The 20,646-nt window shown below is 66.4% G+C and carries 20 protein-coding genes; 14 read left to right on the plus strand and 6 right to left on the minus strand.

Features of this window, described 5'->3' with window-relative positions:
* Positions 1 to 148: 148 nt before the first annotated feature.
* Both AC13GA_RS16020 and AC13GA_RS16025 read left to right on the plus strand, forming a co-directional pair.
* Entirely contained in the window at positions 149 to 1,999 is a 1,851-nt protein-coding gene (locus AC13GA_RS16020; protein ID WP_482998524.1) for an RpoH suppressor, read from the plus strand.
* 129 nt (positions 2,000 to 2,128) lie between these two features.
* Entirely contained in the window at positions 2,129 to 2,803 is a 675-nt protein-coding gene (locus AC13GA_RS16025; RefSeq protein ID WP_482998525.1) for a response regulator, read from the plus strand.
* A gap of 108 nt (positions 2,804 to 2,911) precedes the next feature.
* Here AC13GA_RS16025 and AC13GA_RS16030 read toward each other — a convergent pair whose 3' ends face one another.
* Together AC13GA_RS16030 and AC13GA_RS16035 are read right to left on the minus strand one after the other, a co-directional pair.
* Positions 2,912 to 3,865 (minus strand): DUF1028 domain-containing protein, encoded by a 954-nt coding sequence (locus AC13GA_RS16030; protein ID WP_136639104.1) that lies wholly within the window; start codon positions 3,863 to 3,865, stop codon positions 2,912 to 2,914.
* Between the two features lie 354 nt (positions 3,866 to 4,219).
* The gene (locus tag AC13GA_RS16035; RefSeq protein ID WP_482998526.1) at positions 4,220 to 5,587 is read right to left on the minus strand and encodes a helix-turn-helix domain-containing protein; all 1,368 of its coding nucleotides are present in this window, start codon (positions 5,585 to 5,587) and stop codon (positions 4,220 to 4,222) included.
* A gap of 115 nt (positions 5,588 to 5,702) precedes the next feature.
* On the opposite strand from AC13GA_RS16035, the gene AC13GA_RS16040 reads away from it, so the two are divergent.
* Genes AC13GA_RS16040 through mmsB form a run of 5 tightly spaced genes read left to right on the plus strand, consistent with a single transcriptional unit; the run spans position 5,703 to position 11,242 of the window.
* Positions 5,703 to 7,208: a CoA-acylating methylmalonate-semialdehyde dehydrogenase gene (locus AC13GA_RS16040; RefSeq protein WP_482998527.1), complete on the plus strand. Its 1,506-nt coding sequence runs from the start codon at positions 5,703 to 5,705 to the stop codon at positions 7,206 to 7,208.
* Between the two features lie 14 nt (positions 7,209 to 7,222).
* Positions 7,223 to 8,389: an acyl-CoA dehydrogenase family protein gene (locus AC13GA_RS16045; RefSeq protein ID WP_046984532.1), complete on the plus strand. Its 1,167-nt coding sequence runs from the start codon at positions 7,223 to 7,225 to the stop codon at positions 8,387 to 8,389.
* Positions 8,386 to 9,183, plus strand: a complete 798-nt coding sequence (locus tag AC13GA_RS16050; protein ID WP_482998528.1) for an enoyl-CoA hydratase — start codon at positions 8,386 to 8,388, stop codon at positions 9,181 to 9,183. The genes AC13GA_RS16045 and AC13GA_RS16050 overlap by 4 nt, the downstream gene beginning before the upstream one ends.
* Complete coding sequence (locus AC13GA_RS16055) at positions 9,180 to 10,355, plus strand: enoyl-CoA hydratase/isomerase family protein (RefSeq protein WP_482998529.1); 1,176 nt, start codon at positions 9,180 to 9,182, stop codon at positions 10,353 to 10,355. Before AC13GA_RS16050 ends, AC13GA_RS16055 begins: the two co-directional genes overlap by 4 nt.
* Positions 10,352 to 11,242 (plus strand): 3-hydroxyisobutyrate dehydrogenase, encoded by an 891-nt coding sequence (gene mmsB, locus AC13GA_RS16060; protein WP_004136647.1) that lies wholly within the window; start codon positions 10,352 to 10,354, stop codon positions 11,240 to 11,242. The genes AC13GA_RS16055 and mmsB overlap by 4 nt, the downstream gene beginning before the upstream one ends.
* 136 nt (positions 11,243 to 11,378) lie before the next feature.
* On the opposite strand, the gene AC13GA_RS16065 is transcribed toward mmsB, so the two are convergent.
* Positions 11,379 to 11,804, minus strand: coding sequence for an organic hydroperoxide resistance protein (locus tag AC13GA_RS16065; RefSeq protein WP_004153735.1), 426 nt, complete (start codon positions 11,802 to 11,804; stop codon positions 11,379 to 11,381).
* 111 nt (positions 11,805 to 11,915) lie between these two features.
* On the minus strand, positions 11,916 to 12,896 hold the full coding sequence (locus tag AC13GA_RS16070; RefSeq protein WP_482998530.1) for a cation diffusion facilitator family transporter: 981 nt from the start codon (positions 12,894 to 12,896) through the stop codon (positions 11,916 to 11,918).
* A 261-nt stretch (positions 12,897 to 13,157) separates the two neighbouring features.
* Here AC13GA_RS16070 and AC13GA_RS16075 point away from each other — a divergent pair, with 261 nt between their 5' ends.
* The 7 genes from AC13GA_RS16075 (at position 13,158) to AC13GA_RS16105 (ending at position 19,447) form a co-directional block, all read left to right on the plus strand.
* Positions 13,158 to 14,621, plus strand: coding sequence for a SulP family inorganic anion transporter (locus AC13GA_RS16075; RefSeq protein WP_482998531.1), 1,464 nt, complete (start codon positions 13,158 to 13,160; stop codon positions 14,619 to 14,621).
* A gap of 144 nt (positions 14,622 to 14,765) precedes the next feature.
* The gene (locus AC13GA_RS16080) at positions 14,766 to 14,912 is read left to right on the plus strand and encodes a hypothetical protein (RefSeq protein WP_482998532.1); all 147 of its coding nucleotides are present in this window, start codon (positions 14,766 to 14,768) and stop codon (positions 14,910 to 14,912) included.
* Positions 14,894 to 15,415 carry a hypothetical protein gene (locus tag AC13GA_RS16085; RefSeq protein WP_482998533.1) on the plus strand — a complete coding sequence of 174 codons (522 nt, stop codon included), beginning with the start codon at positions 14,894 to 14,896 and terminating at the stop codon, positions 15,413 to 15,415. Before AC13GA_RS16080 ends, AC13GA_RS16085 begins: the two co-directional genes overlap by 19 nt.
* A 206-nt stretch (positions 15,416 to 15,621) precedes the next feature.
* Complete coding sequence (dusA, locus tag AC13GA_RS16090; protein WP_482998534.1) at positions 15,622 to 16,653, plus strand: tRNA dihydrouridine(20/20a) synthase DusA; 1,032 nt, start codon at positions 15,622 to 15,624, stop codon at positions 16,651 to 16,653.
* Between the two features lie 212 nt (positions 16,654 to 16,865).
* Complete coding sequence (locus AC13GA_RS16095; protein WP_005407693.1) at positions 16,866 to 17,240, plus strand: hypothetical protein; 375 nt, start codon at positions 16,866 to 16,868, stop codon at positions 17,238 to 17,240.
* A gap of 73 nt (positions 17,241 to 17,313) precedes the next feature.
* Entirely contained in the window at positions 17,314 to 17,997 is a 684-nt protein-coding gene (locus AC13GA_RS16100; protein WP_004136763.1) for a response regulator transcription factor, read from the plus strand.
* Between the two features lie 25 nt (positions 17,998 to 18,022).
* Positions 18,023 to 19,447: an ATP-binding protein gene (locus AC13GA_RS16105; protein ID WP_482998535.1), complete on the plus strand. Its 1,425-nt coding sequence runs from the start codon at positions 18,023 to 18,025 to the stop codon at positions 19,445 to 19,447.
* 127 nt (positions 19,448 to 19,574) lie between these two features.
* Here AC13GA_RS16105 and AC13GA_RS16110 read toward each other — a convergent pair whose 3' ends face one another.
* Both AC13GA_RS16110 and AC13GA_RS16115 read right to left on the minus strand, forming a co-directional pair.
* Positions 19,575 to 20,366 carry a M90 family metallopeptidase gene (locus AC13GA_RS16110; protein ID WP_482998536.1) on the minus strand — a complete coding sequence of 264 codons (792 nt, stop codon included), beginning with the start codon at positions 20,364 to 20,366 and terminating at the stop codon, positions 19,575 to 19,577.
* Positions 20,333 to 20,617 carry a hypothetical protein gene (locus AC13GA_RS16115; protein WP_014645622.1) on the minus strand — a complete coding sequence of 95 codons (285 nt, stop codon included), beginning with the start codon at positions 20,615 to 20,617 and terminating at the stop codon, positions 20,333 to 20,335. The genes AC13GA_RS16110 and AC13GA_RS16115 overlap by 34 nt, the downstream gene beginning before the upstream one ends.
* Between the last annotated feature and the right edge of the window lie 29 nt (positions 20,618 to 20,646).

Genomic DNA, 20,646 nt, shown 5'->3' on the forward strand with positions numbered 1-20,646 from the left:
CCACGGTGGACGCGTTGGCGGCAATGGTCAAGGCCCAATGAAAGTGCAGGGCTGTGGCTCGTTTCTCAGGCTGTGAGAGCGCCTCTTGCCATACTGGGCACCGACAGACGGGAGGTGGCTCGTGGCGGCGAAGTACTGCGATCTGGTCATGAAAGGTGGCATCACCAGCGGCATCGTGTACCCCAATGCGGTACTGGCGCTGGCCCGCGAATATCGCTTCAAGAGCATCGGCGGCACCTCGGCCGGCGCCATCGCCGCGGCGGTGGCAGCGGCAGCGGCGTGCGGTGATCGTCGGCAGCAGGCGGGTGAACACCTGTCCGGCGACGCAGGCTACAGCGGGTTATCGGCGGTGTCGGCGCAGCTGTCGCGGCGCGGCTTCATCTACAGCCTGTTCCAGCCAGCGCGAGGCGCTCGTGCGGCGTATCGGCTGCTGGTGGTGCTGACCGGTAATGCCCGCCTGCCGCACAAGCTGCTGTGCCTGGCCGTTGCCGTGTTCGAGATCGCGCCACTGGAGGTGTTGGTGTCGCTGGCGCTGCTGTTGGGCCTGGGCTGGTGGGGCGGTGGCTGGAGCGGCGTGGCCGCCACGCTGCTGCCGTCGCTGCTGTGCGCTTATGGTGCCGGCGTGGCCGGCGCCGCGCTGCGGGTGGCGCGGGTGGCGCGGCGCAATCTGCTGGGCCTGTGCAGCGGCCTCGGCCGCGACGCGCGCAATCCGGCATTGACCGAGTGGCTGCACGAGTGCCTGCAGCAGTTGTCAGGCAAGCCGCTGGATGCACCGCTCACCTTCGCCGACCTGCACGATGCGCCGCGCTATGCCGGTGAGCCGGACAGCCCGCATGCGATCAGCCTGCAGATGATCACCACCTGCGTGTCGCATAACGAACCGCGCACGCTGCCGTTGGGTGGGGCGCAGTTCTGGTTCCTGCGCGAGGAGTTCGAACAGCTGTTTCCGGCCAGTGTGGTGCAGTGGATGGTCGACCGTGCCGGCCCACCGCGCGAGGTTGAAGGCCGCAACTACTACCATCTGCCGCAGGGCGCGTCGCTGCCGGTACTGGTGGCCACGCGCATGAGCCTCAGCTTCCCGCTGCTGATCAGCGCGGTGCCGCTGCATGAGCCCTCGCGTCGCGAACGTCGCTGCGAGCCGACGTCGACGGCTGCAGATGAGGGCGGGCAGAACGTGGCCGACAGCATGGAAGGGCTGACCAGTGCCGGGCAGACCTGCGGCCCGGTGATCACCGCGTTCCGGATCTGCTGGTTCTCCGATGGTGGCATCAGCAGCAACTTCCCGATCCACCTGTTCGATGCCGCGTTGCCGCGCTGGCCGACCTTCGCCATCAATCTGGTCTACCCGCAGCATGCCGAAGAGATGAGCCACGGCAGCAGTGGCCGCCAGGCGCTGGAACACGCCGTGTTCCTGCCCACCGAGAACCGCCACGGTTGGCAGCGGACCTACCAGTCGATCGCCACACCGCTGGCCGCTGCGGAGCTGGGCCGTTTCCTGTTCGCGGTGGTGGCGACCATGCAGAACTGGCGCGACCTGCTGCAGGCGCGTGCACCGGGCTACCGCGACCGCATCGTGCACGTCAGCCTGCAGGGCGACGAGGGCGGCATGAACCTGAACATGCCGCAGGAGGTGCTGACCCGCATCGCCGACAAGGGCAGCCTGGCCGGTGCACGGTTCTGTTCGTTCTCGTTCGAGAACCACTACTGGATCCGCTGGCGCAACCTGGCCTCGGCCTACCAGCGCTACACGCTGGAAGTGGCGCGTACCGATGACCCGGCGCAGCAGGTACTGGCCTACCGTGCAGCGTACGCGATGGTTGCCAGCGGCCAGCCGACGCCGCCGTCGTACAAGCTGGGCTCGGAAGACAAGCGGCTGGCCTCGCAGCAGCTGTGGGGATTGATGGTCGAGCAGGGACGCAGCTGGGACGACCTGGGCCCGGACCTCACCGATGGCGCGCCGCGCCCGCTGCCGCAGATGAAAGTGACGCCGATCTATTGAGCAGAGGCCGATGCGTCGAGGCAACACGGATTCACTCGTGGTGTTCTCCTTCCCGGCCTAGTGAAGTAGTTGCGTAGACGCAGCCCTGCATCGGATCATGTCTAAGACGGCACTGGTTGAGAGGTAGTTGTGCAGATCATAGATGGGCTCGCAGAGCTTCTTACCTCAGTTTCGACCTTGCTCGGCGCTGTCGCTTGGCCCTTTGCGACGTTCCTCATCGCCTTCATCTTTAGATCTTCAATAAGACAGCTCCTCGATAACGTCGGAGAATTGTCATTCAAGGCGCCTGGAGTTGAAGCATCGGCAAAGAAAATACAGCTCGCGGCGGCGATTGCGGCGGAAGAGATCTCAGTCAAAGGTGGAGAGCCCGCAGCGGTTGCCGCCAGACATGCGACGAACGTTGTTCAGAATTCTTTGACTGACAGTGTTCTCAAGAAGGCGAGGTCAAAGAGGGTTTTGTGGGTCGATGACGAACCACAGAATAACCGTGGGCCGCTCGACCTGCTGAGTGCCATAGGATTTGATGTCAGGACGTCAGTTTCAACGGATGAAGCCGCTGGCTTGCTGAGCGGAGAGGGATTTGATCTTGTCATTTCAGATATGGGGAGGCCTCCCGATCCGATGGCGGGATACACGCTTCTGCAGAGAATTCGATCCAACGGCGTGAAATTGCCGTTCTTGATCTATGCAGCGGGAGGAGATCGCCAGGACAATCAGGAAATGGCAAAGCGGAAGGGTGCACAGGGATCTACGAGCCGCCCAACCAGATTGATCGAAATGGTGATTGAACAAATCCAGAGTTGAAGGAAAGGCGAGGTGTTTGATTCAGATCACATCTCCCTCAGCTTCTTGGCTGCGCGCACCAGCTGTCTGTATGCAGGGACGGTCAATGTGTATCGCGGCTGGGAGAGATCACCGCCACAGCGCCACCACCGCATCACCCTGCAACGGCGCATACAACGGCAACGTCAGTTCCTGCTTCACCCAGCCCGGATTGAGCGCACGCAGGCCGGCCAGATATTCGCGCGCCAGCGCGGTATCGCCCTGCCGCATCGCCAGGCGTGCTGCACGCGCCCAGGTGCGGTCCCAACCGTGCGCCAGCGACAACGACGTTGCCAGCGCCGCGCGCGCACCTGCCACATCACCCTTCTCCCACCGCTCCTCGGCGCGGATGATCGCCTCGTTGGACAGGCGCATGTCGTACAGCTCGCGCAGCCTCGCTACCGCACGCGGGTCGGCGTCCACGCGCAGATCGGTGTCCTGCCAGTCGCCGCCGGGTGTACGCACCAGCAGCGCCGCCGACCACTGCCCGCTGCGCTGCCCCCCCGCTGCCTGACCGGCTTCCAGCGCCGCCAACAAGCGTGCGGCCAGCGGCCCACGTGAGGCGGCGAAGACGCGTTGCATCGATGCCAGCACCTCTGGCCCGGCCAGGCCATTGCCCTGCACGCTCAGCATGCCCTCACCCTGCGCACCGGCCCAACCCGCCTGCTGCGCGGTGGCGCCGGTGTACTGCGCATTGCCGCCGCGCGCGCTGACCAGTCCCACCTGGCGCTCGGCAAGCGTGGTGCCATCGAAGTTGCCGTCTTCATCCAACAGCTGCTTCAGCACCTGCGCAGGCGTGCGGCCTTCGGCCAACAGCTCAAGGCCTTTGGAGCCATAGGTCGGGTTGGTCTCGAACTGGCTGGCGACCGCGCCCACCTTCGCCTGTGCCCACGGCACACCCACACCCCCGACCGCCAGGTTGTGCGTAGCCACCGCCACACCGCAGTCGCCGGCCTCATTGCAGGCCGCAATGGAAAAGGTCGCCCACGCCGGCGCAGCGACGGCGGCGAGCAGCAGGACCAGGCAAGAGCGCAGCAAGGACATTGGGTGTCTCCAGGATGGGCATTGCAATGGGATGCAGCCTACGCACGAAAGGTTTAGTAGATCCACGCCATGCGTGGATCTACCGTGTCGACCAAGGTCGACACCCACCAAGAGCAGCGTGCCGACCAACGGTCAGCACCCACCAACAGCAGCAGGAAACTGTCGAAGGCGGGGTGGTGTCGGATTGCGGGGTGTCCGCGGCATGGATGCCGCGGCCAAGCCCCCAGGGACGGGTTCACGGCGTCCCCGCAATCCGACACCGCCCCGCCATCCCACGGGATGCCAGCTTTTGCCGTTGCTGTTGCCGTTGCTTCGGCCTCTGCAGGTGCAGGGCGCAGCCCTGCCGAACCAACCCTACCGCCCAGGCAACTGCGCGAACGCGCGCTGCATGCAATCCTCGCGCGGGCACACCCGGCACCCCGGGCCAATCGACACCGAGTTTCCCGGGCTCTGCACATCCAGCCCCAGCGAATACACCAGCCGCTCGGCATGCTGCAGATCGCAGCCCAGCGCCACCGCGAACGTCTTGCGCGGTTGGCCGTGGCCCACCGGCCCGCTGCTGACCTGCCGCGCCAGCCAGAAGTGGCGCCGCCCATCGGGCATGCGCGCGGTCTGCGTCAGGATGCGCCCCGGCTGGTTGAACGCCTCGTAGACGATCCACAACGGGCACGAGCCACCCACCTGCGAGAAGTGGAAATCGGTGGCGGAGTGGCGCTTGGATACGTTGCCGGCGCGGTCCACCCGGATGAAGAAAAACGGCAGGCCGGGTGCGCTGCGCCGTGCCAGCGTGCTCAGCCGGTGGCAGACCGCTTCGAAGCCGACGCCGAACTGATGCGCCAGCAGCTCGATGTCATAGCTGCTGGCCTCGGCCGCACGCAGGAAGCGCATGTACGGCATCACCAGCGCGCCGGCGAAATAGTTGGAAAGACCGATCCGTGCCTGCGCGATGCGCGCGTCGTCGGTGAAGCCGGCACGCGCCACCACCGCATCGATCTGCGGCAGGTAACCGTGCAGCGCCAGCTCGGCGGCCATCTGGAATGCCTGCTGGCCAGGCTCCAGATAATCGGGCAGCCACAGCCGCCGCGCACCGGCGTCGTACTGGCGCTTTTCGCGCCCGGCCTGCAGTGCGGCCACTTCCACCAGCACGCCATGGCGGTCGGCCAGCAGCTGGCGCAGCCGTGGCGCCACATGACCCGGCGACAACCCCCATTCGGCGAACAACTGCTCGGCCAACTCATCCAGCTCGGGGATGTGGTTGTGCATGCGGTTGAAGAACTCGCGCACCTGGTCGCCAGCGGGCAGGGTGCTGCCCGCGCCGGGCTCGCCCAGCTGGAACTCCAGTGCAGCGGCATGCTCGCGCAGCGCCAGGTGGCGGCGATGCAGGTCCAGCAGGGCGCGGCTGACCTGCGGCAGGTTGCCTGCCAGCGCGCGCAGCTCGGTAGCACTGACGTCGGCCAGGCCCAGATCTCGCAGGGTTTCGCCCAGCGCTTCCTGCAGCGCGGCGGGCTCATCGTCGTCGAACAGGGAGGAAACATCGCCCAACACCTCGCCCAGCTTCTTCTGCACGGCCGGGGTCAGTGGGCGCTTGTTGCGCTCGATCTGGTTCAGGTAGCTGGCCGACAGCCCCAGCGCCTGCGCCAGGGCTGCCTGGCTGTAGCCGCGCTGTTCGCGCAGCCGCAGCAGGCGAAGGCCGAGTTGCCGCGGGATGGCTGAATAATTCACAAAATTAACATGAATCGTCTGGCGTGTTGGCCAGATTAAGCGGATTCAGCCCGGAAATCGAGGTGGGTGCTGTGAATAATGCCAAGCATCTTTCGCACCCCGTGGGATTGTCGTCATGACTGTTGCAGCGCCCCGTATCCGCATGCTGATCGATGGCCAGTTCGTTGAATCGGCTACTTCCCACTGGCAGGACGTGATCAATCCGGCCACCCAGGACGTGCTGGCCCAGGTGCCGTTCGCCACCACCGGCGAAGTGGACGCCGCCGTCGCCGCCGCCAAGGAAGCCTTCAAGACCTGGCGCAAGACCCCGATCGGCACCCGCGCGCGCATCTTCCTGAAGTACCAGCAGTTGATCCGCGAGAACATGAGCGAGCTGGCGCACATCCTTACCGCCGAGCAGGGCAAGACCCTGCCCGACGCCGAAGGCGATGTGTTCCGCGGCCTGGAAGTGGTCGAGCACGCTGCCGCCATCGGCAACCTGCAGCTGGGCGAGCTGGCCAACAACGTGGCCACCGGCGTCGACACCTACTCGATCATGCAGCCGCTGGGCGTGTGCGCCGGCATCACCCCGTTCAACTTCCCGGCGATGATCCCGCTGTGGATGTTCCCGATGGCGATCGCCACCGGCAACACCTTCATCCTCAAGCCGTCCGAGCAGGACCCGATGGTCACCATGCGCCTGGTCGAGCTGGCGCTGGAAGCCGGCATTCCGAAGGGCGTGCTGAACGTCGTCCACGGCGGCGAGGAAGTGGTCAACGCGATCTGCGACCACCCGGACATCAAGGCGGTGTCGTTCGTCGGTTCCACCCGCGTCGGCACCCACGTCTACAACCGTGCCTCGCTGGCCGGCAAGCGCGTGCAGTGCATGATGGGCGCCAAGAACCACGCCGTGGTGCTGCCGGACGCCAACAAGGAACAGACCCTCAACGCGATGGTCGGCGCCGCCTTCGGTGCCGCGGGCCAGCGCTGCATGGCCGCCTCCACGCTGGTGCTGGTCGGTGAAGCACGCAACTGGGTGCAGGACCTGGTCACCAAGGCCAAGACCCTGAAGGTCAGCGGTGGCACGGTCGCCGGCACCGACGTCGGCCCGGTCATTTCCTGCAGCGCCCGTGATCGCGTCGAAGGCCTGATCGCTTCGGGCGTGGAGCAGGGTGCCAAGCTGGTGCTCGATGGCCGCAAGCCGCAGGTCGATGGTTTCGAGAAGGGCAACTTCGTCGGCCCGACCATCTTTGCCGGTGTTACCACCGACATGCGCATCTACCAGGAAGAAATCTTCGGGCCGGTGCTGGTCATCCTCGAAGCGGAAACGCTGGAAGAGGCCATCGCGATGGTCAACAGCAACCCGAACGGCAACGGCACCGCACTGTTTACCCAGTCCGGCGCGGCTGCGCGCAAGTTCCAGGAAGACATCGACGTTGGCCAGGTCGGCATCAACGTGCCGATCCCGGTGCCGGTGCCGCTGTTCTCCTTCACCGGTTCGCGTGCTTCCAAGCTGGGCGATCTGGGCCCGTACGGCAAGCAGGTGGTGCTGTTCTACACCCAGACCAAGACGGTCACCGCGCGCTGGTTCGATGACGAGACGCTCAGCCATGGCGTCAACACCACGATCAGCCTGAAGTAACGGCAGGAGCAGCCATGAGCCACTCGATGACGACGGAACTGGAAGAAGCGCAGCAGGCGTACCGCGAGGCGGCGCGCGACTTCGCACAGGCCGAACTGGCACCGCACGCCGCGCGATGGGATGCGGAGGGCATCTTCCCGCGCGAGGCGATCGCCAAGGCCGGTGAACTGGGCTTCTGCGGTCTGTACATGGACCCGGAAGTGGGCGGCAGCGGCCTGAGCCGACTGGACGCCGCCGTCGTCATCGAGGAGCTCGCCAACGTCGATCCGTCGACCGCGGCGTACATCAGCATCCACAACATGGCGTCGTGGATGGTGTCCAAGTGGGGCCAGCCGGCGCTGCGCGATGCGTGGGGAACCGATCTGTCCTCGGGCAGCAAGCTGGCCTCGTACTGCCTGACCGAACCGGGCGCAGGTTCGGATGCAGCCTCGCTGAAGACCACCGCCGTACGCGACGGTGACTTCTATGTGCTGAACGGATCCAAGGCCTTCATTTCCGGCGCCGGTGCCACCGAACTGCTGGTGGTGATGGCGCGTACCGGTGGTGCCGGTGCTGGCGGTGTCAGCGCCATTGCGGTGCCGGCGGACCTGCCGGGCATCAGCTTCGGCCGCAAGGAAGAGAAGATGGGCTGGAACAGCCAGCCCACCCGCGGCATCACCTTCGAAAACGTCCGCGTTCCGGTCAGCCACCTTCTGGGAGAGGAAGGCGGGGGCTTCAAGCTGGCGATGAAGGGGCTGGACGGCGGCCGCATCAACATCGCCGCCTGCTCGCTGGGTGCCGCGCAGGGCGCGCTGGATGCCGCGCGCCGCTACATGGGCGAGCGCCGCCAGTTCGGCAAGGCGCTGGCTGATTTCCAGGCGCTGCAGTTCAAGCTGGCCGACATGGCCATCGAACTGGTGGCCGCCCGGCAGATGGTGCATTCGGCTGCGCGCAAGCTCGACGCCGGTGCCAGCGATGCCAATGTGTGGTGTGCGATGGCCAAGCGCTTCGCCACCGATGCCGGTTTCAACGTCTGCAATGAAGCGCTGCAGATCCACGGCGGCTACGGCTACATCCGCGAATACCCGATCGAACGCCTGCTGCGCGATTCGCGTGTGCACCAGATCCTGGAAGGCACCAACGAGATCATGCGGGTGATCGTTGCCCGTCACCTGCTCAACACCGAAGAGGAACTGCGATGAAGGATTGGCGTACCCAGGAACACGTGGGCCTGAAGGTCGAGGCCGATGGCCACACCGCCGTCGTCACCCTGCACAACCCGCCGGCGCATACCTGGACCGTGCACAGCCTTTCGGCGGTGCGCGACCTGGTGGGCGCGCTCAACGCAGACCGCGACATCTACGCGCTGGTGATCACCGGTGATGGCGAGAAGTTCTTCTCCGCCGGCGCCGACCTCAACCAGTTCTCCTCCGGCGACAAGGCTGCCGCACGCGAAGCGGCGCGCCGTTTCGGTGAAGCCTTCGAGGCGCTGTCCGCGTTCCGTGGCGTGTCGATTGCTGCAATCAACGGCTACGCCATGGGCGGCGGCCTGGAATGCGCGCTGGCCTGCGACCTGCGCATCATCGAAGAGCACGCCCAGGTGGCATTGCCCGAAGCGACCGTCGGCCTGCTGCCCTGCGCCGGTGGCACCCAGAACCTGCCGCGCCTGGTCGGCGAGGGCTGGGCCAAGCGCATGATCCTGCTCGGCGAGCGCATCAACGCCGAAACCGCCGTGCGGATTGGTCTTGCCGAAGAAAAGGTTGGCAAGGGCGAATCCAAGGCGCTGGCCCTGGAATGGGCGAAGAAGGCCGGCAAGCAGAGCCCGACCAGCATCGCCGCCTGCAAGACCCTGGTGCAGTCCACCCGCACCGGCACCCACGCCTCGGCGCTGGTGGCCGAGCGCGAAGCCTTCGTCGACCTGTTCGACACCGCCGACCAGGTCGAGGGCGTGAGTGCCTTCCTTGAAAAGCGCGCCGCGCAGTGGAAAAACGCATGACCACCGACACCGTTGCCGAACAAGCACCGGTCCTGTTCGAAGAGCGCGTGGCCAGCAATGGCACGCGCATCGGCATCGCCACGCTCAACGCACCGCGCACGCTCAATGGCTTCTCGCTTCCTATGGCGCACCTGCTGCTGAAGCAGTTGAACGCCTGGGCCGACGACGATGCCATCGCCATGGTGGTGCTGCAGGGCGCCGGTGAGAAGGCGTTCTGCGCCGGCGGTGACCTGCACAGCCTGTACCAGAGCATGCGTGCCTACCGCGACGCCGGCCAAAGCGACATCCGCGGGAACGACTACGCCGCTGAGTTCTTCGACGTCGAATACCGCGTCGATTATCTGATCCACACCTATGCCAAGCCGATCCTGTGCTGGGGCCACGGCATCGTGATGGGTGGTGGCATCGGCCTGATGTCCGGTGCCAGCCACCGCGTGGTCAGCGAACGCTCCAAGCTGGCCTTCCCGGAAATCACCGTCGGCCTGTTCCCCGATGTCGGTGGCAGCTGGCTGCTGCCGCGCGTACCAGGCAAGGGCGGCCTGTTCCTGGCCCTGACCGGCGCGCTGCTGAACCCGGGCGACGCCATCTACGCCGGCCTGGCCGACGTGCATGTGGCCGAAGAACGCCGCAGCGCGGTGTTCGATGCGCTGCTGCAGGTCGCGTGGTCCAGCAACGCCGCACACAACCACGAACGCCTCAGCCATCTGCTGCAGTCGCATGCCAGCGACGCCGCCACCGGCCCGTTGCTGGCCAATGCCGCGCAGGTCGATGCGCTGTGCGAAGGCGATGAGCTGCAGGCCATCGTGGCGCGCATTGCCGGTCTGCAGACCGACGATGCCTGGTTGCAGGCCGCACAGAAGACCCTCGCCGCCGGTGCCCCCGGCTCGGCACGGCTGTCGTACGAGCTGCAGCGACGCAGTGCCGGCCAGGACCTGGCTGCGATCTACCGCCTGGAGTACATCGTCGCCCTGCATTGCGCCGCCCACGGTGATTTCGCCGAAGGCATCCGCGCGCTGCTGATCGACAAGGACCGCAATCCGCAGTGGAACCCGGCCACCCTGGCCGAGGCCACCGGCGCGTGGGCCGACACCTTCTTCGCTTCCCCCTGGGCCGATGCCGCGCATCCGCTGGCCGACCTGGGCACTCCCCTTGTTGAAAGGAGCCTTGCATGAGCCGCATTGCATTCATCGGGTTGGGCAACATGGGTGGCCCGATGGCCGCCAACCTGGTCAAGAACGGCCACACCGTGCGCGTGTTCGATCTGGTCCCTGCCGCAGTACAGGCCGCCGTCGATGCCGGCGCCAGCGCGGCCGCGTCGGCGCGCGAAACCTTGGCCGATGCCGAGGTGGTGATTTCGATGCTGCCGGCCAGTCGCCACGTCGAAGGCGTGTACCTGGGCGACGACGGCATCCTCGCTGCGATCCCGGCCGGTGCGCTGGTCATCGACTGCAGCACGATCGCCCCGGCCAGCGCCCGCAAGGTATCCGAAGCAGCCGCCGCACGTGGCCTGCAGATGATCGACGCGCCGGTGTCCGGCGGTACCGCCGGTGCGCAGGCCGGCACCCTGACCTTCATCGTCGGTGGCGAAGAGGACGCGCTGGAGCGCGCCCGTCCGGTGCTGCAGGCGATGGGCAAGAACATCTTCCACGTGGGCGCCAGTGGTGCCGGCCAGGTCGCCAAGCTGTGCAACAACATGGCGCTGGGCGTGATCATGGCGGTGACCGGTGAAGCCATCGCACTGGGCGTGGCACACGGGCTGGACCCGAAGGTGCTGTCGCAGATGATGGCCGTCAGCACCGGCCGCAGCTGGGCCACTGAAGTGTGCAACCCGTGGCCGGGTGTGCTGGAAAACGCCCCGGCGTCGCGTGGTTACAGCGGTGGTTTCGGCAGCGACCTGATGCTCAAGGACATGGGCCTAGCGGTGGAGGCGGCGATGAGTGTCGGCGCCTCGATCCCGCTGGGAGAAGTGGCCCGCAACCTGTACTCGATGAACCACCAGGCCGGCCGCGGCAAGCTGGATTTCTCCAGCGTCGTGCAGCTCATCACGAGCGAGAAGTAAGCGAATGCGTCCCCGGCCGCGCGCCGGGGTCCACCCGAGGTGGGATGGGCGGATGCTCGGTTTCGACCGGCATCCGCCCATTTTTTTTGGGATCGGATCCCTTTCGCAACGCGAAAGGGCTCTGACCCCGGCCGCATCAGGCAACGATCAGCGTCACGTCGATGTTGCCGCGGGTGGCGTTGGAGTACGGGCACACGATGTGTGCCTTCTGCACCAGCTCTTCCACCTGCTCGCGCGGCACGCCCGGCACGTTGATGGTCAGCTCGGCTTCGATGCCGAAGCCGGTCGGGATCTGGCCGATGCCGACCTTGCCGGTCACGGTGGTGTCGGCCGGCAGCGCGACCTTGGCCTGGCCGGCCACGAACTTCAGCGCTCCCAGGAAGCAGGCCGAGTAGCCAGCGGCGAACAGCTGCTCCGGGTTGGTGCCCGGGCCGCCAGCGCCGCCCAGCTCGCGCGGGGTCGACAGCTGGATGTCCAGCACGTTGTCGGAGGAGACGGAACGGCCTTCACGGCCGCCGGTGGAGGTGGCCTGGGCGGTGTACAGAACCTTTTCGATGGACATCGGGATGCTCCTGGTCGGTGGGTGGGTGTTGCGTTGGAGCCTACTTTGCCCGGTTTCCGCGTACGTTGGGTTGCAATGCGTCCGGAAAACTTGATTCATCGTCCTGCCGGCCTAGATCGTCCACTCGCGGTCGGTGGTGAACATGATCGTCAGCCAGCGGTCCGGCGAGGCCTCGCCCAGTGCATCGCCGATCTCGTCGCGCAGCTGGTCCCATTCCACCAGCGGCCGCGGCGGGTCGTTTTCCGGCACCACGAAGAACAGCTCGATCTGCTCGCCACGCCCCACCTGGGCCACGTAGCTGCGGTGCTCGACGAAGCCGTGCTTGGCCACGATCCCGCGTGCCACTGCATCCACATGGGCCTGCAGTTCCGGCGGGGTGACCAGCAGGATGCCGGCCAGCGCCCGGCGCACGGTGCCGAGCGGAGCGATCATCACCAGCACGCAGACGAAGGCGAGGATGGCCGGATCGATGTAGGGCCCGATCCAAGCCCACGAGGTGCGCTGCACCAGTACACCACCGAGGAAGGCCAGCAGGTAGCAGGCCGACATGCTGGCCGCGATCACCCAGTTCTTCGCGTCCAATGCGATGAACTCCGAGCCGATGCGGCGGTTGGCGCGCAGGATGAACCAGGCCAGCGCGCCTTCGCCCACGATCGACAGCCCGGCGAAGGCAATGGCCGGGCCGAGCGCGATATGGCGTCCACCGGACATCAACGCATCGACCGCATTGACCAGGGCATACAGCGCGGCGCCGATCATCAGCGTGCCGCTCACCCCCAGCACGATCGGCTCCAGGTGCCAGAAGCCCATGGTGAAGCGCTGGTTGAGCCGCGATTGCAGTGCGTCGGTCTGGGTGGACAGCGCGATCAGCCGCGCCACCAGCAGCGACAGCCAGGTCATCACCACGTCGATCAGGCCGTAGATGCCGTCGAAGATGATCAGCGAGGAATTGGCCAGCAGGCCGAACACCACCGCCGCCGCGGCCAGCAGCAGCGAGGCGGCGATCGACAGGCGCAGCACGCCCTGTTCGGTGGCGGGGTCGAAGAAGTGCGGGCGGTTGGCGGCCATGCTGTGATTGTAGAGCGGAGCCATGCTCTGCTGCGTTTCGCTGCCTTCGCCGGCCATCCGCGCTACCCCCGTGGGGCCGCTTCCCGTAGACTGCGCCCCTCCCACGCACCCACACCTCCCAGCAGTGATCACGCCACCCTGACCCCTGCCGCCCTCGGTTGACCGTCGCCTCTTCTGGCGCGCGCAACGTCGATGGTCCGGCCGTGCCCCCGGCACCGGCTCAGGAACCCGTGTATCCCACTGCAGCGCCTTGCGGCCACTCCCGCATGCGCGCGGAGTTTTCCCATGCAAACGTCCTACCCCCCGCGCCAGCAATGGCTGGGCAACATCCGTGGCGACCTGCTGTCCGGTATCGTCGTCGCCCTGGCCCTGATTCCCGAGGCGATCGCCTTCTCGCTCATCGCCGGCGTCGACCCCAAGGTCGGCCTGTATGCCGCGTTCTCCATTGCCGTCATCACTGCCATTGCTGGCGGCCGCCCCGGCATGATCTCCGCCGCCACCGGTGCGATGGCGCTGGTGATGGTCGACCTGGTCAAGGACCATGGCCTGCAGTACCTGTTCGCCGCCAGCATCCTGGCCGGCCTGCTGCAGGTGCTGGCCGGTGTGTTCAAGCTCGGCTCGCTGATGCGCTTCGTCTCGCGCTCGGTCATCACCGGATTCGTCAACGCGCTGGCGATCCTGATCTTCCTGGCACAGATGCCCGAGCTGATCGGACGCGGCCCTACGGTCTACGTGCTGTGCGCCGCCGCGCTGGCGATCATCTACCTGCTGCCACGCGTTACCCGCGCGGTGCCGTCGCCGCTGGTGGCCATTGTGGTGCTGACCGCCGTGGTGATCGGCTTCGGCGTGGACGTACGCAGCGTCGGCGACATGGGCCAGCTGCCCGACAGCCTGCCGCATTTCCTCATCCCCGATGTGCCGCTCACCTGGGAGACGCTGCGCATTCTGCTGCCGGTGTCGGCCACGCTGGCGGTGGTCGGACTGCTCGAATCGATGATGACCCTGCAGATCGTCGAGGACATCACCGAAACGCCCAGCGAGCGCAACCGCGAATGCGTCGGCCAGGGCGTGGCGAATACGGTCACCGGCTTCCTCGGCGGCATGGCCGGCTGCGCGATGATCGGCCAGTCGGTGATCAACGTGACCTCCGGTGGACGTGGCCGCCTGTCCTGCCTGGTGGCAGGCGTGTTCCTGTTGGTGCTGGTGGTGTACGGCAGCGACCTGGTGCGGCAGATCCCGATGGCCGCGCTGGTGGCGGTAATGATCATGGTCAGCATCGGCACCTTCAGCTGGCGCTCGCTGCGCGACCTGCGCACGCATCCGCGTAGTTCGTCAGCAGTGATGCTGCTGACCGTGGTGGTCACCGTTGCCACCCACGACCTGGCCAAGGGCGTGCTCAGCGGTGTGCTGCTGTCGGCAGTGTTCTTCGCGCGAAAGGTTGGCCGCATGCTGGATGTGCAGCGCGACGATGCCGGTGACATGCAGGTCTACCGCGTGCGTGGGCAGGTGTTCTTTGCCTCAGCGGGGCAGCTGGGTGCGGCGTTCGATTACCAGCACGTGGCGCCGCAGGTGCAGATTGATCTGCGCGATGCCCACCTGTGGGATCTGACTGCCGTGGCCGCGCTGGAGCGGGCGCAGGAAAAGCTGGCCGCGCACGGTGCGGAGGTGACAGTGGTGGGGCTCAATGCGGCCAGCCAGACCCTCGTCGAACAGGTGGGTGGCAAAGGCACTGCTGGCAGCGCGCATTGACGCTGTCGGCTCTCGTGGAGCAACTGCAACGCCATGGCTGCTGTTGGGGTTGCTGCATCTTCAGCCTGTGAACCCCACATCGGGTGGAAGAATCGCCGTGATCGTGATTCGTTGTGATCCTCACGACGGAATACTTCTGCCGGAATGGATTCGCTCTTCAACAACGCCACCACGCTGCTGACCTTTCTGCTGCCGGGCTTTCTGGCAGCCTGGGTGTTCTACGGGCTGACTTCACACCCCAAGCCACCGCAGTTCGAAAGGACCGTGGAAGCGTGGTGTTCACCTTCGTAGTCCAGGCGCTGGTCAAGTTCACCGAACTGATGCTCCTGCTGGCTGGCCGCTGCTTTGTGCTGGGGACCTGGACCGAGTCCAGCAGCCTGCTCTGGGGTTTTGTCCTCGCTGGACTGCTGGGGGCAGGATTGGCCCTCGCTGCGAACAAGGACTTTTTCCACGCGGGGCTCCGCCGCGCAGGCTTCACCACGCGTACGTCCCACCCGAGCGAGTGGTACTGCGTGCTGGGTACGCGTCCTGCCTTCGTGGTGCTGCAACTGAAGGATGGCCGTCGATTGACCGGCTACCCCAAGGAGTGGCCGATCAGCCCCGCTGCGGGACAGTTCTACATGCAGATGCCGGCCTGGCTGGTGGATGCGGATCCACCCGATGAAGGTGCCGATCCAGCAGCGCATCTCGTGGGCAGCCCCGCCGTGGTCGAGCTTCCGCAGCTCGATGGCATACTGATTCACGCAGTGGATGTGCAGTGGGTCGAGATTCTCCAGGAGACAGACAATGGCTAAGTTGAGGAAGGGTTCCAACCCACCACTGGACCAGCTGGTCGTATCCATGGAGAACGCGAACCCCAAGCTCCCCGAGGGCAGGAAGCGTCCGCCGCCGCCGCCCGGCCCGCCCCGGCCGCCAGCCGGAACCGTGCCCAACCGGCGCTCGCAACGCGGCTGACCGCGCGCATTCAGCCACGCGGTGTAAACTATTGATCTCACTGGCAATGCCAGTCTCCACGATCAACGCTCAGATGACGTCCGCCACCGCCCGTTACGCCGATTCCCTGCGCCTGTCCGTCGCCCCGATGATGGACTGGACGGATCGCCATTGCCGCGTGTTCCACCGCGTGCTGGCACCGGGCGCACGCCTGTACACGGAAATGGTGCACGCCAACGCGGTCATCCACGGCGATCGCGAGCGCCTGCTCGGCTTCGGCCGCAGCGAACAGCCGCTGGCCCTGCAATTGGGTGGCAGTGATCCTGCGCTGCTGGCGCAGGCCGCGCGTATCGCCGCCGAGTGGGGCTACGACGAGGTCAACCTCAACTGCGGCTGCCCGTCTGATCGCGTGCAGGCGGGCCGTTTCGGTGCCTGCCTGATGCGCGAGCCGGTACTGGTGGCCGAATGCGTGGCGGCCATGGTCGATGCGGTTGATATCCCGGTGACGGTGAAGTGCCGCCTGGGCGTGGACGAGGACAACGACTACGACGTGTTCGCCGCCTTCGTCGACCGCCAGGTTGCCGCCGGTGCGGCGATGGTGGTGGTGCATGCGCGCAACGCGTGGCTGAAGGGCCTGTCGCCGAAGGAGAACCGCGAGGTTCCGCCGCTGAAGTACGACTGGGCCTACCGCCTGAAGCAGGAGCGCCCGGCACTGCCGGTGGTGATCAACGGCGGCCTGGCCAGCCTCGAGGCGGTGCAGGCGCAGGCCGCGCACGTCGATGGCGTGATGCTGGGCCGCGCGGCCTATCACGATCCCTATCTGCTGCATCAACTGGAGGCGCTGCATACCGGCGCCCCGCTGCAGGCCCGTGCCGACCTGCTGCGCGCGCTGCGGCCCTACGTGGAAGCGCGACTGGGCGAAGGCCTGGCGCTGAAGCACATCACCCGCCACGTACTTGGCCTGTTCCATGGCCAGCCCGGTGGCCGCGCGTTCCGCCAGGTGCTGAGTGAGGGCGCACACCGCCCGGGCGCCGATTGGCGCCTGATCGAGCAGGCGCTGGCGGTCACCGAACGTGCATCTGATCGCGCCGTAGCGTGACCGCAATCACATTCCTGACTTGACAAGGGGCGGCGATTCGTTCCGAATGTTCACTTAGCTGAACGACTTGGAGTTGAAGCCGGAAAAGTTCAGACCGGATTCACTGCGCCAAACCAAGAATTTGCAAAAGATTTGTAAAGCGCCGGGTCCCGAACCGGCACCCGGATTTACGACTTTTGAACGAATCGCCGTGCTCGGCTAGGATCGCACTGATGTCTTCCGCTCCCTTCCATCGCCGCATTGCCCTGGCCACCTGCGTGGTGCTGGCGGCTGCGCCGCTGTCTTCGGCGCTGGCGCAACAGCCGCCGCGCGGCGACCAGGGGCGGGCGGAGATGATGGAGCGGGGCGAGCGCGGTGGCCGTGGCGACGAGCGTTCGTTGTCCGATGCCGTGCGCCGCGTGCAGCGCACCACCGGCGGGCACATCCTCGGCGCCGAGCGCGTGCCGTTCGATGGTCGTGATATCAACCGGGTGAAGTACATGGACGATCGGGGCCGGGTCCGCTACATGGACGACCCCGCGCCGTCGCGTTCACAGCCGCGCACGCCGCGGTCGGATATGTCATCACTACGCGGCGATAACCCCTGAACAGGGATAGTCGTCGCTATCAACCCGTACCCCACAGGCCTCCGGGCCACACCCAGGACACTAGGGAGAGTTCATGCGTATCCTTCTGGTCGAAGACGAAGCCCCGCTGCGTGAGACCCTGGCAGCCCGGCTCAAGCGCGAAGGCTTTGCCGTCGATGCTGCGCAGGACGGCGAGGAAGGCCTCTACATGGGGCGCGAAGTCCCGTTCGATGTCGGCATCATCGACCTCGGCCTGCCCAAGATGTCGGGCATGGAGCTGATCAAGGCCCTGCGTGACGAAGGCAAGAAGTTCCCAGTGCTGATCCTGACCGCGCGTTCGAGCTGGCAGGACAAGGTCGAGGGCCTGAAGCAGGGCGCTGATGATTACCTGGTCAAGCCGTTCCACGTCGAAGAACTGCTGGCACGCGTCAACGCGCTGCTGCGCCGCGCCGCCGGCTGGAGCAAGCCGACCCTGGAATGCGGCCCGGTTGCCCTGGACCTGGCTGCCCAGACCGTCAGCGTGGCTGGCAGCAATGTCGACCTCACCAGCTACGAGTACAAGGTGCTGGAGTACCTGATGATGCACGCCGGTGAACTGGTCTCCAAGGCCGACCTCACCGAGCACATCTACCAGCAGGACTTCGACCGCGACTCGAACGTGCTGGAGGTCTTCATCGGCCGCCTGCGCAAGAAGCTGGACCCGGATGGCGAACTGAAGCCGATCGAGACCGTGCGCGGTCGCGGCTACCGTTTCGCGATTCCGCGCAACGAGGGCTGAGCCGGCTCACCCTGGCGATAACACGATGTCCGGCCGTCTGTGGTTCTTCCGACGCTGGCGGCCGCGCTCACTGCAGGCGCGCCAGATGCTCGCCGCGTCCGTGGGCCTGGTCGCGTTCCTGGCACTGGCCGGTTACGCGCTCGATGCCGCCTTCGCCGATACGGCGAAGGCGAACCTGCGTGAGCGCCTGAAGAACTACGCCACCGCGTACGCGGCCGGCATCGACTTCACCCGCGACCGCTCGCTGTACATCCGCGAGCAGCCACCGGATTCACGTTTCGACGTACCCGGCAGTGGCCTGTACCTGCAGGTGGTGATGCCGCACGGCAAGGGCAATTCCATGTCCGCCGAAGGCCCGATGCTGCCCACCGTCGGTGGTGGCCTGCTGGCGCCGCGCCAGGAAGTGTTCGAAGGCCCGTTGCCGATGATCCAGATCGACGGCAGCCAGGGCTCGGTATACCGCTACGGCCTGGGCCTGGTGTGGGACGCCGACGCCGACCCCGCTACCGAGTTCCCGTACACCATCTATGTGATGGAAGACTCGCGCGCGCTGGGTGCGCAGCTGCGTGTGTTCCGTGGCCGGGTCTGGTTCTACCTGGGCGGCATCGGCCTGATCCTGCTGTTGCTGCAGACCGTCATCCTGCAGTGGAGCCTGCGCCCGCTGCGCCGCGTGATCACCGAGCTGACCAAGGTGCAGCGAGGCGAGACCGCGCGCATGAGCGAGCGCCACCCGCGCGAGCTGGAACCGCTGACCGACAGCATCAACGCCTTCATTGAAAGCGAGCGCGAGAACCTGGAGCGCCAACGCAATACCCTGGCCGACCTGGCGCACAGCCTGAAGACACCAATCGCGGTGCTGCGCACGCAGATGGATAGTGGTGCTGGCGACAGCGCGCTGCGCGAGGAACTGGACGTGCAGCTGCAGCGTATGAACAACCTGGTCTCCTACCAGCTGGCACGTGCGGCGTCGTCGGGTCACAAGCTGTTCTCCGCGCCGCTGCCGATTGAATCCAACGCCGAGGAAATCGTGCGTGGCCTGGAGAAGGTCTACGCCTCGAAGGGCGTGCTGTGCGAATTCGATATCGACCCGGCCGCACGCTTCCACGGCGAACCGGGTGACCTGCAGGAACTGCTGGGCAACCTGCTGGAGAATGCCTTCAAGTGGGCCAACCGCCGCGTGCTGCTGACCGCGCAGCCGCTGCCGGCACCGAACGCGCGCCGCGCCGGCCTGCTGCTGGCGGTGGACGACGATGGCCCGGGCATCGCCCCGGACGACATCGGCAAGGTGCTGCAGCGTGGCGTGCGTGGCGACGAGCGCGTGCAGGGCCACGGCATCGGCCTGTCGATCGTGCAGGACCTGATCAAGGACTACCGCGGCGAGCTGACCGTGGGCCGTTCCAGTGAACTCGGCGGCGCCCGCTTTGAGGTGCAACTGCCGCCGGGGCCGTAAGCCGCGCGCTCCCGCCCGCCGGGCATCGCCTGGCGCAACAACGCATGGTGTTCCGGCAGTGCCGGCCGCTGGCCGGCAACCTCATGATCTTCGATGGCAGTCCCAGGTTGCCGGCCAGCGGCCGGCACTACCGTTCTTCGAACGCCGGCGGCTCGCCATAGAACCGCCGCAGCTGCGCGGCCACCTCCGGCAACGCCTTATGCAGCAGATCCGGCGCGGAGAAGTGGTATTCGCTGGCCACCGCGAAGAACTCTTCCGGCGCCTCGGCCGCATACGGATCGATCAACGTTTCCTCGCCTGCATCCACCTGCGCACAGAAGGCGTCGAAGGCACGCTGGAAAATGCCCGCCCACTCGCGCTGCCATTCGCGTGGCAGCGGTGGCGTACCGTCCATCGCACCATCCAGCGCATCCAGCTTGTGCACCATTTCGTGCACGGCCACGCAGTAACCCTCGTGCGGTGCGGCCAGGTCGGCCTGCACGTCGGCCCAGGACAGGATCAACGGACCGCTGTCCCACGATTCGCCAATCAGTTCGTCATCCCACTCGTGCAGCACGCCGGCCGCATCCATGTGGCTGCGGTGCACGCGGAACGCATCGGGGTAGACGATCAGCTGCGACCAGCCTTCCAGGCCCACTTCGCCGAACTCCAGCAGCGGCAGGCAGCACAGCGCCGCCAGCAGCACGCCATCGCCGGCCTGCAATTGCAGGTCACCAATCGGCGTGATGGTCTTCTCGTGCAGGAAGCGCGTGGTCAGCACGCGCAGGCGCGCAAGGCGTTCGTCGTCCAGGCCGTGCAGCCAGGCAGCGCGGCGGCAGGCGTCATCCCAAAGCGCATCGTCAATCGGCCGCGGCGCAGGCCGCAGCCACTGCAGCAACGACTTGATCAGCGGAACATTCCCGGCAGGTAGCTGTGCCACTTCGGTGCGCGGATGCGCTGCAGCACGTCGTCGTCGCTGCCACCGCCACCGGTGCTGGTGGCGCTGCTGGCGGCCGGGCGTACCGGTGCCGGCTTGGTGGTGGCTGCCGAGGCGGTTGCGGTCGGTGCGCGCTGCGAGGCGGCATCACCATTGGAGGACACGCAAGCGCCGCGGCTGTCGTCCAGCGCTGCTGTCGCAGACGCCGCGAAGGGCATCATCAGCAGGATCAGGCAATGGGCATAACGGCGCATTGACGACATCCACGTTAAGGGAGGGTGAG

Source organism: Stenotrophomonas sp. 22DLJC03, from assembly GCF_056861405.1.

Coding starts and splice junctions, on each gene's coding strand:
- AC13GA_RS16020 (WP_482998524.1), top strand. CDS start 149: ATGAAAGGTGGCATCACCAGCGGCATCGTGTACCCCAATGCGGTACTG.
- AC13GA_RS16030 (WP_136639104.1), bottom strand. CDS start 3,865: ATGTCCTTGCTGCGCTCTTGCCTGGTCCTGCTGCTCGCCGCCGTCGCT.
- AC13GA_RS16040 (WP_482998527.1), top strand. CDS start 5,703: ATGACTGTTGCAGCGCCCCGTATCCGCATGCTGATCGATGGCCAGTTC.
- AC13GA_RS16045 (WP_046984532.1), top strand. CDS start 7,223: ATGAGCCACTCGATGACGACGGAACTGGAAGAAGCGCAGCAGGCGTAC.
- AC13GA_RS16050 (WP_482998528.1), top strand. CDS start 8,386: ATGAAGGATTGGCGTACCCAGGAACACGTGGGCCTGAAGGTCGAGGCC.
- AC13GA_RS16055 (WP_482998529.1), top strand. CDS start 9,180: ATGACCACCGACACCGTTGCCGAACAAGCACCGGTCCTGTTCGAAGAG.
- mmsB (WP_004136647.1), top strand. CDS start 10,352: ATGAGCCGCATTGCATTCATCGGGTTGGGCAACATGGGTGGCCCGATG.
- AC13GA_RS16065 (WP_004153735.1), bottom strand. CDS start 11,804: ATGTCCATCGAAAAGGTTCTGTACACCGCCCAGGCCACCTCCACCGGC.
- AC13GA_RS16070 (WP_482998530.1), bottom strand. CDS start 12,896: ATGGCTCCGCTCTACAATCACAGCATGGCCGCCAACCGCCCGCACTTC.
- AC13GA_RS16075 (WP_482998531.1), top strand. CDS start 13,158: ATGCAAACGTCCTACCCCCCGCGCCAGCAATGGCTGGGCAACATCCGT.
- AC13GA_RS16080 (WP_482998532.1), top strand. CDS start 14,766: ATGGATTCGCTCTTCAACAACGCCACCACGCTGCTGACCTTTCTGCTG.
- dusA (WP_482998534.1), top strand. CDS start 15,622: ATGCCAGTCTCCACGATCAACGCTCAGATGACGTCCGCCACCGCCCGT.
- AC13GA_RS16095 (WP_005407693.1), top strand. CDS start 16,866: ATGTCTTCCGCTCCCTTCCATCGCCGCATTGCCCTGGCCACCTGCGTG.
- AC13GA_RS16100 (WP_004136763.1), top strand. CDS start 17,314: ATGCGTATCCTTCTGGTCGAAGACGAAGCCCCGCTGCGTGAGACCCTG.
- AC13GA_RS16105 (WP_482998535.1), top strand. CDS start 18,023: ATGTCCGGCCGTCTGTGGTTCTTCCGACGCTGGCGGCCGCGCTCACTG.
- AC13GA_RS16115 (WP_014645622.1), bottom strand. CDS start 20,617: ATGCGCCGTTATGCCCATTGCCTGATCCTGCTGATGATGCCCTTCGCG.